We start from the raw sequence: 14,767 nt of genomic DNA on the forward strand, positions 1-14,767 counted from the left end.
ATCTCCCTTGATTTCTGTTTGATTTTCACTACTTTAATTGGCCGCTGCTACAACTTCTCTGTGCTTCACACTCGGGTGGTCATAACCGTCCATTCGGCATATCCGCTCAGGGGTTACATAGAGCTGCACCCGCTCCCCTACGCGCAATCTTTGGTTCATATAGGCTGTCCATACGCCCAGCCCTTCCATCTGCACTCGTACTTCATAACGCTCACCTACATAGCTGACACTAAGTACCATCCCTGGATAACACAGATCATCATGACCTGTTTTGTTCCAGGTGACATGCTCTGGTCGCACCATCGATTGATTAGGCGTGAGCCAGTTGGACTTTCCGATAAACGAAGCGACATACGGATCACTTGGCGCCGAGTAGATCGTTTCCGGGTTTCCCTTTTGCAATATCCGTCCCTTCTGCATCACCACTATCTCATCCGACATCGACATCGCTTCAATCTGATCATGTGTGACGTACAGCGCAGTCAGTCCCATGTCCCGAACCAGCGACATCATCTCAATCCGCATCTCTTCCCGGAGTACAGCATCCAGTGCACTCAGTGGCTCATCGAACAGGATCACACCAGGTCTGACAGCTACCGCTCTGGCAAAAGCAACCCGTTGCTGCTGTCCACCAGACAGCTGATGAGGATATCGATCTTCCATGCCTTGCAGGCGAACCATGCCAAGCGCTTCGTTCACCTTTTGCCGCAGATCGGATTTCTGTTTTCCAGCCATCAGGCCAAACGCTACATTTTCGTATACGGTCATATGCGGCCATAATGCAAAATCCTGAAACACCATGCCCAGATTACGCTTGTGTGTTGGTATATCAATCCGCTTCGCCGCAGAGTAGATACACTGACCATCTGCACGAATCTCCCCCGCGTCCGGCTGTTCCAGCCCGGCCAACATGCGGAGCAGTGTTGTTTTGCCACAGCCCGATGGGCCGAGCAGGGTCGTGAACTTTCCATGTTCAAGCGTTAGATCTGTCGGCAGCAGTGCGGGTGTTTGATTAAATGATTTTTGAATTCCTGTCATCTCTAATTTCATAAGCATCCCTGCCTGTCTTCTGTTACTTGATCTCTTGCACTGTTCTCAGTCTAACGTCCGCTTTCGCGAGTTGTATGTCTTGTATGTAAAATTGGAATTAACTTTTTAGATGAATTCTGTTGATGTTCATAGATTAAATCTATAGTAGGTGAACTAAATTAATTTTCATGTTGTCGCTTCGATTACAGCACCATCTTCCGATCGCTGTTATCCCCAGATTTCTTATATTCCCTTTATGAAGGGAGAAATCCGGGGATAAAGGCGAACGCTTCGCTTCTTCAGATTGGTTCTGTACTCTCCGTCTTTATGAAAAACATTAGATCATCTTATATATTGGGGCTAGTAGAAGTGAGAGGAGTGTTAGGGTATTGAATCTGATCAAATTACAAATTGTTGAGCTGATCGACAAGCATCATCACATGACAAGCGTGGCCGAGTTACTGGGGATCAAACAACCTACCGTTACATTTCATATGAAGTCATTAGAGGAAGAGATGGGCGTTCGATTATTTGAATCGCGCAGTGGGAAGACCTTTCTAACCGAGGCAGGACAAGCTCTGCTCCATTATTCCGTCAAAATCAATGCCTTGACCCAAGAGGCAAGGCGGGTAGTGAAAGAATATGACAGCCTCTATCGGGGCACCCTGCACATTGGGGCAAGCTATGTACCAGCTACATATCTGCTGCCCGCCATGCTCAACACCTTTTCTCAGGAATTTCCGGGCATTCGAATCGTCTTATCCGTCAAACCATCACCTGTTATTCGCGAGATGTTAATTCGACATCAGATTGATCTAGGAGTGATCTCTTCCGAGCCATTTGTTGGACCCGCCCTGCAAGCTGAGACGCTGTGTGAAGACGACTTAGTATTGATCTGTTCTCCACAACATGGGTTGGCCCAGAAGGATGCATTAACACCTGATCATATCGCGCAAATTCCTTTTGCCTTACATGGCAATGAATCCAGTACTCGTCGGTTAACCAATCAATGGCTTGCGCAACATGATATTCGTTTGCAGAGTACGGTGGAGATGGATTCTCTAGAAGCGATCAAACAGCTGGTGTTAATCGGGGGGCATGTCTCATTCATGTCTCGGATGGCGGTACAGTGGGAGGAACAGCACGGGCTCATTCAAGTTCTTCCCATTCCGGGAGAGCAGGCACCGCGCCATATCTATACGGTACATAACAAGGATCGCCACCCTTCCGTTCAGGTAAACCGCTTCAAAGAAGTGCTACGAGAGGTGAGTCACGGCTTCCCCATTTTCCATGGCTGATTGCCCTGATCCGCTATAAACTATCGTTTGCCATTCATCAAATCTATGCAGGGTTAACGCAATGTGCACTTCCCTTTAATCGCTTTCATATATTCGGGCGATAAAGTGAGTCTGTACGTTAATCCAGATTAGGAGAGTGATTGGTTTTGAAAAAGTGGAAAAAGGTAACCGCCTCATTGATGCTGAGCATCGTAACATTGGGAAGTGGAATGACATTTCTGGGAGCACCCCAGGCTTCAGCTGCTGCCAATGCCGTTCCTGCATATGAAGTAAAGTTTCTGGCCAAGCCGGAACTTGTATTGAATACAGATGGGACACCACGCAGTGAAGTGATTCAGACACTCGGCCTGAATTCCACGCCAAGAAACATTAACGCAGAGTACTTCGATACGAATTCTCTCGGACTGGATCAACAAGGATGGAACGTCCGTTTTCGTAAAAAAGATGACAAAAACAATTACGAGTTGACCTACAAAAAGCGTTACCCTGTGATCAATGGCGACATCAATGCAGCACTAACTTTGGCTAATCAAGAAGGTTTTGATCAATCGGATGATAATTACGAGGCTGAGATTGATTGGGGATATGGCAAACAAACCCTGAGCTTCTCCAACACCAAAAAAGTCGATACCAATACAACAGGTGTCCAACTTCCTTCGCAGCAAGAAGCCTTGAACATGTTACTGGACAAGCTTCCGGGCAAATTGAAAAACTGGTCTGCCTCCAACTGGGGCAAGCAGCAATTGACTCAATCCCGTGCATATGGTCCAATCACATTCCAACGTTATGAAGGTACATGGAATGGTCAAGAGCTTACACTCGAAGTATGGCCGATCCGTGACGCGGCAGGTACAGGTATTGAGAATATCGTAGAGGTTTCTTTCAAAACCGATGATACTGTAGCCGTATCTGGACTGCGTACCCAACTGCTGCAGTTGTTGGAGAACAACGACTGGCTGATTCCTGCCGATGGCTTGAAAACACAGACGATTCTGGAAAGATATTAATCGCAAGCTCTAATTAAAAAGACAAGTTCCTCTTCCTGCGTTCATCGTAGGAGAGGAGCTTGTCCTTTTTTTTGCGTAGTGACTTAAATGATCTGTTATTTAAGTAATTCTACGATTAACATCGGTTGAGATTTTACTGGTTATTCGCTCAACAGTTTGGATGATGGGAAATATGTATTATTTTCCAAATCGACAACCTATATCAATTCAATTTATAGTGGAGAATTACGCGGTTAAATGATTAGAATTTCTACAGTCTTATAATTCCATCACTTGAGTTTCGCGTGAATAGATGACCCTCGATTTCCCATAGAAATGCTTTAGCGTGCGCAGGCTTCATAAATCTTAATACTATCGGACGTACCCTACCATTCATCTCGTAGTGTATTACGAGATAATTTCTCGAATTTGAGCTGCCTGTTCTTTTTGGATATCCTGCACTCCCGATTTTTCTTAATAAGAGTTCAAACGTTTGCTGACCACTTTGAATATATAAGTTCCCATTACCTATCAGCACATCCACCCGCCTGCCTTCCGCAACTTGTGGAAGCCCTGACTGATGAATCCCTACTGCATGTAACCTTGATCCGAACTGCTGTTTTAGTTTATTGGATCGACTCGTCGTTCGAATACCAAATATCGAAACTAAGATAATAAAACCAAGTATAAACCACATTCTATGTACCCCCTTCGCTTTCTCTTCTGTATATCATTTCATATTATCATATGGATTTCTTATTTGTATGACAATATGCGATAATTGATAATTATTCTCAAATACATCATATGTAATGTTACTATCGTAAGTTAAGGAGGGATTCTGGTGACTTTACAAGTATTTCCACTGATATCTAACGGTGATCATACCCGTGACCTATATGCAAGATTCAAGACATCCGAAGTTCTCGATCAAGCGTCTTTTTTTTCCCCATTCGTATTAACAGACTCACATCTTCTGCTCATCTGTACTGGCGGTGAAGCCGATATCCGTATTGGGCATAGGCAAATCATGCCACAATCGGCAAGATGTATCTGATCCTGCCAGGAACAGCGATAGAATATACCGCCGGATGAGGTACATCCTTTACAGGGCATCGCGATATATTTTGATATGTTGAAGCCTCTCTCAGAAATCAACAAAACCACTTCCGGATCTACTGTAATGGAGGTATACCAAAAAGGGTTACTTCATTCGTCTTATGCTGATGAGTTACCGCATGAACTTTTTCAGGAATGTACCAAAATTGCCTCGCAGCTCCATGAATGCATCTCTGTACCTCAAGAAAATCGTCCATTTCGTATTCAGACTTTGATGCATGAGTTGTTAACCCAGGTGTATGCCCCGCCCAAAGAGAGTACATTAGGGGATTCGGAGCATATCTCTGCTTTGGATCAAACGCTTGAACTTATTGAGCTTGGATATGCGGAGTATCTTTCTCGTGAAGTTCTTGCCGGAGTGGCAGGCATGAGTGTATGGCACTATTCGCGGGTATTCAAAAACCGCACTGGCATCAGTCCCATGGAATACGTGAATAGCATCCGCATGGACCGGGCCAAAGAGATGCTGCTCGTCCCCGGCCAAACCATCAAACATATCGCCTCACAGGTTGGTTTTCAGGACGAGTTTTACTTTAGTCGCAAATTCAAAAAATATGTTGGCGTGTCTCCCTCTACCTATCAACGGCAGAAACGCAGTAAAATTGCTGCTCTCTCCTTCGGAACCACTGGCCATCTGCTGGCATTACAGATCATCCCCCATGCGGCATTGATCGATAACCGACGTGATCAACACAGGAATCTGTTTTTCTCGAATATCCCTTATCATCTGGGACGTAGCAAACGCATGAATCCTCATATCTGGCAAACCAACGTTGAGTTGTTGATGCAAGCGAGCCCGGACCTCATACTCTGTAATGAGTACGAAGCCTATACGTTAAAAAGAACACTGCAGCGAATTGCTCCTACCATCGTTATCCCATGGAAAGGATTGAGCTGGCGGGAACACTTCGTACAAGTTGCCTCCATTGTGGGACAGCAACAAGATGCTCAGCTGTGGTTGGAGCAGTATGATGACAAAGTAGCCCATGCCAAAGAGCAGCTTAGTCATCTAATGGGTAAGGATACGGTCTCCATCATTCATATCATGATGGGTCATCTGTTAATCTACGGGCGACGCAATGGGGGCGCTGTTCTATATAACGACCTGGGCTTGTCCCCTTCACACGATTTGCTTCCAGGGCAAGTCTATCGTGCATTGGATGAACAGGAGTTGCCTCAAATGGTTGGAGATCGCATGTTACTGATTGTGGACCAGGACTCAGAATCCCAGCAACGTTGGCATAAACTACAACATACTCAGCTATGGCAACAATTGATGCCCGTGCAGAACAAGCATGTATATCTGCTAGATGAAATGCCTTGGTTGGATTATTCACCATATGCTCATGATCAAATTATTGATGAAACCATCAAACTTTTTCGTGGCACTCAGCACATTAATCCATGACTGGATAGCACAGAAGGCTATGTCTCCCCCAACATGAGACCGCTACAATATAAAGTGTACTGAGAATCAATATCATTAGAAACACAGGGGGATTATGATGTACAAACAGCATTATGTCAAAATAACGGGGATCCTGTTCATACTCGCCATGTTACTTGTTGCGTGTGGGCAGACACCTGCAAGCACTTCGCAGCAATCTGCAGATGGCGTAAAATCAGCTGCGGGGACAGATGGGGACTCATCCACTGAATCAGCTACTAAGACCGTGGAGAGCGCCAATGGCAGCAAAGAAATCCCGGCACATCCCGAACGGATTGTGTCCATTAATATGGAGGACATTCTCCTCTCCTTGGAGGTACCACTGGTACTTGCTACACCTATTGGCCGGCAAGATTACCTGAATGAGCAACTTGAAGCCCAAGGCGTGGGTGTCGAACCCATTAATGAAAGTGTCAATTTTGAAGCTGTAGTCAGCGCCAATCCGGACCTTATTATTGCCAATGCCAGTTTGGATGCCAAAATTCTCGAACAACTCGAGAAAATCGCGCCTACGATCACTTATGATCGCCGTAATTGGCAGGAATCTATCGTACAGGTAGCTACTGCACTGGATATTGAAGAGCGGGCTGAACAGCTTTTACAAAAAAATAAAGATCAGGTAACTGAAGCTCAGAAGCTCGCAGCCGATATCACCAAGACCAAACCTACAGCTGCATTCCTGCGCCTGGAAGAGAAAGATATGCGTTTGTTCTTCTCGTCCATTCCATCCACGCCATTCCCAGCTTCTAGTTATGTAGGAGCGGGTTATGAAATTGGATTCACTCCCGATGCTCTCGTTACCAAACTCGAGGCGGAGAATCCGGATCGGATGAATGCCAGTATCTCGGTTGAGCTTTTGCCTGAAATCAAAGCAGACTATCTGTTTATCGTGTCTATTAGTTCAGATGGGTCAGCTGAAGCGTTGCAAAAAACAAAAGATGAACTCAACGAAATCCAGCAACTCCAAGTATGGAAAGGCCTACCCGCTGTCCAGAATGGTCATGTCTATGTCCTCAATGCTAAGAAATGGCTCATTGATGGCCCCATTGCCGAATCGCTCAAACGTAATGAAATACTCGAAGTTCTTGGAGTATCTGCTCCATAATAGTAAACATACCTTCTGTTTCATCCACAACAAACAAAAGGAGATTCACCAAATTTTCGGTGGATCTCCTTTATATTTAATATTCCATATGGTCTCATTCAGCACTTCTTCATTCCAGTAATTCTTCATTCACATCAGGCTTCTAATATATTTTAAAGTTTTGGGCTGTTTCGATCCCAAGCGCACTCTGGATAAACGTATTAGCCACTTTCTCTACAGGTACAGGATTAAATCCAATAAAGAAATCCTTATATTTTTCCGCCGACTCTACAAACAGATTAGGACTAACCGAATTCAAACGAATGCCTCTTGGCAACTCATACGCTGCCGCTTTGGCAAACGAATCAATAGCCCCATTGACCATAGCGCTTGATGCGCCTTTCTCAATAGGGTGGTCTTGTATAATGCCACTGACCAGCGTGAAACTCCCCTTGTCGTTAATATAATGCTGACCAATCAATACGATATTAACCTGCCCAAGCAGTTTTCCCTGCACGCTAATCATATTGCTCTCAGGTGTAAGTTCTTCGAGTTTCGCATAATGGGTCTGGCCGGCCGACACAATGACGTAATCAATATTTCTCACCGTTTCAAAGAGAGTAGTAATACTCTCTGTCGAAGTCATATCCACCTGAACATCCCCGGATTGTCTACCTGCTGTAATAACCTCAACGGAATAATCTCTCAGTTTCGCAACAACAGCTTTACCTAACGTTCCGTTTCCGCCAATGACCAGAGCTCTTTTCATTACTGTTTGTCCTCCTTTATAAATAAATGCCGTTAATCAGATACGAATTGTTCTATTTATTAAAACAAAGATTTCATCCTTAATCAAATGACAATTGACCCTATTTTAAATAGATTACACTTATTCTTTTTAACACAAAAAAAAGCCCTTGCTATAAGCAAAGACTCTTCTATATGTTACTAGGAAGCGGGTGATGGGAATCGAACCCACGCTATTAGCTTGGAAGGCTAAAGTTCTACCATTGAACTACACCCGCAAATAAAAAAATCGGGATGACACGATTTGAACATGCGACCCCCTGGTCCCAAACCAGGTGCTCTACCAAGCTGAGCTACATCCCGATATATATGAAAATAATGGCGCGCCCTGAGAGATTCGAACTCCCGGCCTTTTGATTCGTAGTCAAACGCTCTATCCAGCTGAGCTAAGGGCGCAAATATTGGAGCGGAAGACGGGAATCGAACCCGCGACCCTCGCCTTGGCAAGGCGATGCTCTACCGCTGAGCCACTTCCGCAAAACATATGGTGCGGTCGAGAGGACTCGAACCTCCACGGGGGGTTAGCCCACACGGACCTGAACCGTGCGCGTCTGCCAATTCCGCCACGACCGCAAAATATAATGGTGAGTCATGAAGGGCTCGAACCTTCGACACCCTGATTAAAAGTCAGGTGCTCTACCAACTGAGCTAATGACTCGTAATGAAATGGCTGGGGATATAGGATTTGAACCTATGCATGACGGAGTCAAAGTCCGTTGCCTTACCGCTTGGCTAATCCCCATTAAAAAATCATGGGGCGATCGAGGGGAATTGAACCCCCGAATGCCGGATCCACAAACCGGTGCGTTAACCACTTCGCCACGATCGCCATAGAGTAAGCCATTCATCCACTAAGAGAATCTTAGTATTAACAATTTTACTTGTAATATACATTCTATCACAAATTCAGATGTAAATACTAAAAATGGTGCCGGCGAGAGGACTTGAACCCCCAACCTACTGATTACAAGTCAGTTGCTCTACCAGTTGAGCTACACCGGCACGGTGTATATTTAATTAAAAAATGGCGGAACCGACGGGATTCGAACCCGCGATCTCCTGCGTGACAGGCAGGCATGTTAGGCCAACTACACCACGGTTCCAGATCACTTTCTCAAAGGAAAGTATAATTGCGGGGGCAGGATTTGAACCTGCGGCCTTCGGGTTATGAGCCCGACGAGCTACCGGGCTGCTCCACCCCGCGTCGTTATAAAGTTTATATGGTGGAGGCTGAGGGGATCGAACCCCCGACCCTCTGCTTGTAAGGCAGATGCTCTCCCAGCTGAGCTAAGCCTCCATATTATGACCCGTAGGGGATTCGAACCCCTGTTACCTCCGTGAAAGGGAGGTGTCTTAACCCCTTGACCAACGGGCCTTGCTAAAAAATTATCTGGCGGAGAGAGAGGGATTCGAACCCTCGAGACGCTTGTGACGCCTACACGATTTCCAATCGTGCTCCTTCGGCCAGCTCGGACACCTCTCCATATGGCTCCCCGAACAGGGCTCGAACCTGTGACAACTCGATTAACAGTCGAGTGCTCTACCAACTGAGCTATCAGGGAATGGTGGAGCCAAGCGGGATCGAACCGCTGACCTCCTGCTTGCAAGGCAGGCGCTCTCCCAGCTGAGCTATGGCCCCATACACTGTGTATTTCTTGTTGTGGTCTTGCTATGGGCCCTGGTGGACTCGAACCACCGGCCTCACCCTTATCAGAGGTGCGCTCTAACCAACTGAGCTAAGGGCCCTAATATATATCCCTTATTCCTTGGCAAGGGGGGCAAAAAAAATACCCCAAAGGGAAATCGCTTGGCGGCATCCTACTCTCCCAGGACCCTGCGGTCCAAGTACCATCGGCGCTAGAGGGCTTAACGGTCGTGTTCGGGATGGGTACGTGTGGAACCCCTCCGCCATCGCCACCAAACGCATAGCTTACATTTCAGAGATCGTTCTCTGAAAACTAGATTCGAAACGAAACATGCGAATTATCACTTGCTATTGGATAAGCCCTCGACCGATTAGTACTGGTCAGCTCCATGCATTGCTGCACTTCCACCCCCAGCCTATCTACCTCGTCGTCTTCAAGGGGTCTTACATACTGGGAAATCTCATCTTGAGGGGGGCTTCACGCTTAGATGCTTTCAGCGTTTATCCCGTCCGTACATAGCTACCCAGCGGTGCTCCTGGCGGAACAACTGGTACACCAGCGGTACGTCCATCCCGGTCCTCTCGTACTAAGGACAGCTCCTCTCAAATTTCCTACGCCCACGACAGATAGGGACCGAACTGTCTCACGACGTTCTGAACCCAGCTCGCGTACCGCTTTAATGGGCGAACAGCCCAACCCTTGGGACCTACTTCAGCCCCAGGATGCGATGAGCCGACATCGAGGTGCCAAACCTCCCCGTCGATGTGGACTCTTGGGGGAGATAAGCCTGTTATCCCCAGGGTAGCTTTTATCCGTTGAGCGATGGCCCTTCCATGCGGTACCACCGGATCACTAAGCCCGACTTTCGTCCCTGCTCGACTTGTAGGTCTCGCAGTCAAGCTCCCTTATGCCTTTGCACTCTTCGAATGATTTCCAACCATTCTGAGGGAACCTTTGGGCGCCTCCGTTACTCTTTAGGAGGCGACCGCCCCAGTCAAACTGCCCACCTGACACTGTCCCCGCACCGGATTACGGTACCAGGTTAGAACCTAGATACGATCAGGGTGGTATCCCAACGTTGCCTCCACGCAAGCTGGCGCTCACGTTTCAAAGGCTCCCACCTATCCTGTACAGATCGTACCCAAATTCAATATCAAGCTGCAGTAAAGCTCCATGGGGTCTTTCCGTCTTGTCGCGGGTAACCTGCATCTTCACAGGTATTAAAATTTCACCGGATCTCTCGTTGAGACAGCGCCCAAGTCGTTACGCCATTCGTGCGGGTCAGAATTTACCTGACAAGGAATTTCGCTACCTTAGGACCGTTATAGTTACGGCCGCCGTTTACTGGGGCTTCGGTTCACAGCTTCGGGATTGCTCCCTAACCACTCCCCTTAACCTTCCAGCACCGGGCAGGCGTCAGCCCGTATACTTCGCCTTACGGCTTCGCACAGACCTGTGTTTTTGCTAAACAGTCGCTTGGGCCTTTTTCACTGCGGCCCCCTCGTGCTATTCACACTACCGGGGCACCCCTTCTCCCGAAGTTACGGGGTCATTTTGCCGAGTTCCTTAACGAGAGTTCTTCCGCGCGCCTTAGAATACTCTTCTCGCCTACCTGTGTCGGTTTGCGGTACGGGCACCATCACCTGGCTAGAGGCTTTTCTTGGCAGTGTGAGATCATGACCTTCGCTACTATAATTTTCGCTCCCCATCACAGCTCAGCCTTACGATGTGCGGATTTGCCTACACATCAGCCTCACTGCTTAGACGGACATCCATCAGTCCGCGTCACTACCCTACTGCGTCCCCCCATTGCTCATAACGGCTTAAGGTGGTACAGGAATTTCGACCTGTTGTCCTTCGACTACGCCTTTCGGCCTCGCCTTAGGTCCCGACTTACCCTGAGCGGACGAGCCTTCCTCAGGAACCCTTAGGCTTTCGGCGGATCAGATTCTCACTGATCTTTTCGTTACTCATACCGGCATTCTCACTTGTATAATGTCCAGCGCTCCTTACGGTACACCTTCAACCCTTATACAACGCTCCCCTACCCCTGATGCAAAGCATCAAGCCATAGCTTCGGTGGTGTGTTTAGCCCCGTTACATTTTCGGCGCAGAGTCACTCGACCAGTGAGCTATTACGCACTCTTTCAATGGTGGCTGCTTCTAAGCCAACATCCTGGTTGTCTGTGCAACTCCACATCCTTTCCCACTTAACACACACTTGGGGACCTTAGCTGATGGTCTGGGCTGTTTCCCTTTTGACAATGGATCTTAGCACTCACTGTCTGACTCCCGGAAGTAAGTCTATGGCATTCGGAGTTTGACTGAGCTTGGTAACCCTTGCGGGCCCCGCACCCAATCAGTGCTCTACCTCCACGACTCTGTTTTCCGAGGCTAGCCCTAAAGCTATTTCGGGGAGAACCAGCTATCTCCGAGTTCGATTGGAATTTCTCCGCTACCCCCACCTCATCCCCGCATTTTTCAACATGCGTGGGTTCGGGCCTCCAGTGCGTGTTACCGCACCTTCACCCTGGACAGGGGTAGATCACCCGGTTTCGGGTCTACGTCCACGTACTATATCGCCCTATTCAGACTCGCTTTCGCTGCGGCTCCGGCTCTTCACCTTAACCTTGCACGGGAACGTAACTCGCCGGTTCATTCTACAAAAGGCACGCCATCACCCCTAAAACGGGCTCTGACTTTTTGTAAGCACACGGTTTCAGGTTCTATTTCACTCCCCTTCCGGGGTGCTTTTCACCTTTCCCTCACGGTACTGCTTCACTATCGGTCGCTAGGAAGTATTTAGCCTTGGCAGATGGTCCTGCCGGATTCATACGGGGTTTCACGTGCCCCGCACTACTCGGGATCCGTCTCGGAGGGAACAGACTTTCAACTACAGGGCTTTTACCTTCTTTGGCGGGCCTTTCCAGACCTCTTCGCTTAACCGGTTCCTTTGTAACTCCATGTGAGACGTCCCACAACCCCAAAGAGCAAGCTCTTTGGTTTGGGCTTCTCCGCGTTCGCTCGCCGCTACTGACGGAATCACTATTGTTTTCTCTTCCTCAGGGTACTTAGATGTTTCAGTTCCCCTGGTATGCCTCTGCACAACCTATGTATTCAGTTGTGAGTAACTGGAAATTACCCCAGCTGGGTTTCCCCATTCGGACACCCCCGGATCAAAGCTTGCTTACAGCTCCCCGAGGCAGTTTCGTTGTTCGCCACGTCCTTCATCGGCTCCTAGCGCCTAGGCATCCTCCGTGTGCTCTTAGTAGCTTAACCTCGTTCTCCGGTTTCGACTGCTCGCTTCCCTTGTTTTGCTTGCGCAAAGCCAAAAGTCGCTCCCATTCGATACCATCGTACGTGCAATCTACCGTTTTTATTGAAACTTGTTTAACACAAGTTCAGCTAAAAAGGAATGTTCTAATTCGCGTTTGTTTCGTTTCGATATCTAGTTTTCAAAGAACAAGCTCCATGCAAAAGCAAGCTGTTTGAGAGTTTGAGCTCTCAAAACCGAACAACGAGTGAGTGTTTTGCAGCTAAGCTGCATATTTGAATGTTTCCGTTGCAGGAAACGATTCTCCATAGAAAGGAGGTGATCCAGCCGCACCTTCCGATACGGCTACCTTGTTACGACTTCACCCCAATCATCTATCCCACCTTCGGCGGCTGGCTCCTTGCGGTTACCCCACCGACTTCGGGTGTTATAAACTCTCGTGGTGTGACGGGCGGTGTGTACAAGACCCGGGAACGTATTCACCGCGGCATGCTGATCCGCGATTACTAGCAATTCCGACTTCATGCAGGCGAGTTGCAGCCTGCAATCCGAACTGAGACCGGCTTTGTTGGGATTGGCTCCATCTCGCGATTTCGCAGCCCGTTGTACCGGCCATTGTAGTACGTGTGTAGCCCAGGTCATAAGGGGCATGATGATTTGACGTCATCCCCACCTTCCTCCGGTTTGTCACCGGCAGTCTATCTAGAGTGCCCACCCGAAGTGCTGGCAACTAAATATAAGGGTTGCGCTCGTTGCGGGACTTAACCCAACATCTCACGACACGAGCTGACGACAACCATGCACCACCTGTCTCCTCTGTCCCGAAGGAAAGATACATCTCTGCATCGATCAGAGGGATGTCAAGACCTGGTAAGGTTCTTCGCGTTGCTTCGAATTAAACCACATACTCCACTGCTTGTGCGGGTCCCCGTCAATTCCTTTGAGTTTCAGTCTTGCGACCGTACTCCCCAGGCGGAGTGCTTAATGTGTTAACTTCGGCACCAAGGGTATCGAAACCCCTAACACCTAGCACTCATCGTTTACGGCGTGGACTACCAGGGTATCTAATCCTGTTTGCTCCCCACGCTTTCGCGCCTCAGCGTCAGTTACAGCCCAGAGAGTCGCCTTCGCCACTGGTGTTCCTCCACATATCTACGCATTTCACCGCTACACGTGGAATTCCACTCTCCTCTTCTGCACTCAAGTCACCCAGTTTCCAGTGCGATCCGGGGTTGAGCCCCGGGATTAAACACCAGACTTAAATGACCGCCTGCGCGCGCTTTACGCCCAATAATTCCGGACAACGCTTGCCCCCTACGTATTACCGCGGCTGCTGGCACGTAGTTAGCCGGGGCTTTCTTCTCAGGTACCGTCACCTTGAGAGCAGTTACTCTCCCAAGCGTTCTTCCCTGGCAACAGAGCTTTACGATCCGAAAACCTTCATCACTCACGCGGCATTGCTCCGTCAGGCTTTCGCCCATTGCGGAAGATTCCCTACTGCTGCCTCCCGTAGGAGTCTGGGCCGTGTCTCAGTCCCAGTGTGGCCGATCACCCTCTCAGGTCGGCTACGCATCGTCGCCTTGGTGAGCCGTTACCTCACCAACTAGCTAATGCGCCGCAGGCCCATCCCCAAGTGACAGATTGCTCCGTCTTTCCAGTTTCCTTCAGGCGAAGAAAACAACTATTCGGTATTAGCTACCGTTTCCGGTAGTTGTCCCAAACTTGAGGGCAGGTTGCCTACGTGTTACTCACCCGTCCGCCGCTAAGTATCAAGGAAGCAAGCTTCCTATCAACTCCGCTCGACTTGCATGTATTAGGCATGCCGCCAGCGTTCGTCCTGAGCCAGGATCAAACTCTCCAATAAAGTATTGAAAAGAGCGATAAGCTCATTTTGAATCTGACGAGATTAAAAATCTCATTTGTGCTCCAGCCGATTCAAGCCAAGGCTTGTCTCCAACTTTCGCGTTCATTCTGCAAGCAGAATGTTTACTCACTCGTTGTTCAGTTTTCAAAGATCAAACTTGTTTTGTTACCGAATGTTGTTCTCTTCAGCAACTCTTATATAATATCATGTCCG

6 protein-coding genes, 17 tRNA genes and 3 rRNA genes are annotated in these 14,767 nt (G+C 48.2%); 4 read left to right on the plus strand and 22 right to left on the minus strand.

What is annotated here, in order from left to right; genetic code table 11:
- Positions 1 to 33: 33 nt before the first annotated feature.
- The gene (locus QF041_RS18900) at positions 34 to 1,050 is read right to left on the minus strand and encodes an ABC transporter ATP-binding protein (protein ID WP_307415319.1); all 1,017 of its coding nucleotides are present in this window, start codon (positions 1,048 to 1,050) and stop codon (positions 34 to 36) included.
- Positions 1,051 to 1,418: 368 nt separating this feature from the next.
- Here QF041_RS18900 and QF041_RS18905 point away from each other — a divergent pair, with 368 nt between their 5' ends.
- The 4 genes from QF041_RS18905 (at position 1,419) to QF041_RS18920 (ending at position 6,984) form a co-directional block, all read left to right on the plus strand.
- Complete coding sequence (locus QF041_RS18905) at positions 1,419 to 2,327, plus strand: LysR family transcriptional regulator (protein WP_307415320.1); 909 nt, start codon at positions 1,419 to 1,421, stop codon at positions 2,325 to 2,327.
- A gap of 146 nt (positions 2,328 to 2,473) precedes the next feature.
- Positions 2,474 to 3,334: a CYTH domain-containing protein gene (locus QF041_RS18910; protein WP_307415321.1), complete on the plus strand. Its 861-nt coding sequence runs from the start codon at positions 2,474 to 2,476 to the stop codon at positions 3,332 to 3,334.
- 1,162 nt (positions 3,335 to 4,496) lie between these two features.
- Positions 4,497 to 5,840: a helix-turn-helix domain-containing protein gene (locus tag QF041_RS18915; RefSeq protein WP_307415322.1), complete on the plus strand. Its 1,344-nt coding sequence runs from the start codon at positions 4,497 to 4,499 to the stop codon at positions 5,838 to 5,840.
- Between the two features lie 94 nt (positions 5,841 to 5,934).
- Entirely contained in the window at positions 5,935 to 6,984 is a 1,050-nt protein-coding gene (locus QF041_RS18920) for an ABC transporter substrate-binding protein (protein ID WP_307415323.1), read from the plus strand.
- Between the two features lie 142 nt (positions 6,985 to 7,126).
- Here the strand turns inward: QF041_RS18920 and QF041_RS18925 are convergent, their stop codons facing one another.
- The 21 genes from QF041_RS18925 to QF041_RS19025 all read right to left on the minus strand — a co-directional run bounded on the left by QF041_RS18925 (position 7,127) and on the right by QF041_RS19025 (position 14,554).
- Complete coding sequence (locus QF041_RS18925) at positions 7,127 to 7,732, minus strand: short chain dehydrogenase (RefSeq protein WP_307415324.1); 606 nt, start codon at positions 7,730 to 7,732, stop codon at positions 7,127 to 7,129.
- A gap of 185 nt (positions 7,733 to 7,917) precedes the next feature.
- Positions 7,918 to 7,988: transfer RNA gene (locus QF041_RS18930), tRNA-Gly, on the minus strand.
- Positions 7,989 to 7,999: 11 nt separating this feature from the next.
- Positions 8,000 to 8,073 (minus strand) — tRNA-Pro (locus QF041_RS18935).
- 16 nt (positions 8,074 to 8,089) lie between these two features.
- A tRNA-Arg gene (locus QF041_RS18940) sits at positions 8,090 to 8,166 on the minus strand.
- Between the two features lie 6 nt (positions 8,167 to 8,172).
- Positions 8,173 to 8,247, minus strand: a tRNA-Gly gene (locus QF041_RS18945).
- A gap of 8 nt (positions 8,248 to 8,255) precedes the next feature.
- Positions 8,256 to 8,343: transfer RNA gene (locus tag QF041_RS18950), tRNA-Leu, on the minus strand.
- A 9-nt stretch (positions 8,344 to 8,352) separates the two neighbouring features.
- Positions 8,353 to 8,428, minus strand: a tRNA-Lys gene (locus tag QF041_RS18955).
- Positions 8,429 to 8,437: 9 nt separating this feature from the next.
- Positions 8,438 to 8,512, minus strand: a tRNA-Gln gene (locus QF041_RS18960).
- Positions 8,513 to 8,523: 11 nt separating this feature from the next.
- Positions 8,524 to 8,599: transfer RNA gene (locus QF041_RS18965), tRNA-His, on the minus strand.
- 97 nt (positions 8,600 to 8,696) lie between these two features.
- Positions 8,697 to 8,772 (minus strand) — tRNA-Thr (locus QF041_RS18970).
- 23 nt (positions 8,773 to 8,795) lie between these two features.
- Positions 8,796 to 8,873 (minus strand) — tRNA-Asp (locus QF041_RS18975).
- Positions 8,874 to 8,900: 27 nt separating this feature from the next.
- Positions 8,901 to 8,974 (minus strand) — tRNA-Met (locus tag QF041_RS18980).
- Positions 8,975 to 8,991: 17 nt separating this feature from the next.
- A tRNA-Val gene (locus QF041_RS18985) sits at positions 8,992 to 9,067 on the minus strand.
- Between the two features lie 6 nt (positions 9,068 to 9,073).
- Positions 9,074 to 9,145, minus strand: a tRNA-Glu gene (locus tag QF041_RS18990).
- Between the two features lie 16 nt (positions 9,146 to 9,161).
- A tRNA-Ser gene (locus QF041_RS18995) sits at positions 9,162 to 9,253 on the minus strand.
- Between the two features lie 3 nt (positions 9,254 to 9,256).
- Positions 9,257 to 9,332 (minus strand) — tRNA-Asn (locus QF041_RS19000).
- 1 nt (position 9,333) lies between these two features.
- Positions 9,334 to 9,409 (minus strand) — tRNA-Ala (locus tag QF041_RS19005).
- Positions 9,410 to 9,442: 33 nt separating this feature from the next.
- Positions 9,443 to 9,516 (minus strand) — tRNA-Ile (locus QF041_RS19010).
- A 59-nt stretch (positions 9,517 to 9,575) separates the two neighbouring features.
- Positions 9,576 to 9,692 (minus strand): 5S ribosomal RNA (gene rrf, locus QF041_RS19015).
- A gap of 74 nt (positions 9,693 to 9,766) precedes the next feature.
- A 23S ribosomal RNA gene (locus QF041_RS19020) occupies positions 9,767 to 12,695 on the minus strand.
- Positions 12,696 to 13,001: 306 nt separating this feature from the next.
- A 16S ribosomal RNA gene (locus QF041_RS19025) occupies positions 13,002 to 14,554 on the minus strand.
- Together the 16S, 23S and 5S rRNA genes with 17 tRNA genes alongside form the textbook arrangement of a ribosomal RNA operon.
- Positions 14,555 to 14,767 lie beyond the last annotated feature (213 nt).

Origin of the sequence: Paenibacillus sp. W2I17 (assembly GCF_030815985.1) — a bacterium.
In the GTDB taxonomy this organism is placed as follows: domain Bacteria; phylum Bacillota; class Bacilli; order Paenibacillales; family Paenibacillaceae; genus Paenibacillus.

Excerpts from the sequence above, each read along its gene's own strand:
- QF041_RS18900 (WP_307415319.1), bottom strand. The coding sequence starts at position 1,050 with ATGAAATTAGAGATGACAGGAATTCAAAAATCATTTAATCAAACACCC.
- QF041_RS18915 (WP_307415322.1), top strand. The coding sequence starts at position 4,497 with ATGGAGGTATACCAAAAAGGGTTACTTCATTCGTCTTATGCTGATGAG.
- QF041_RS18920 (WP_307415323.1), top strand. The coding sequence starts at position 5,935 with ATGATGTACAAACAGCATTATGTCAAAATAACGGGGATCCTGTTCATA.
- QF041_RS18925 (WP_307415324.1), bottom strand. The coding sequence starts at position 7,732 with ATGAAAAGAGCTCTGGTCATTGGCGGAAACGGAACGTTAGGTAAAGCT.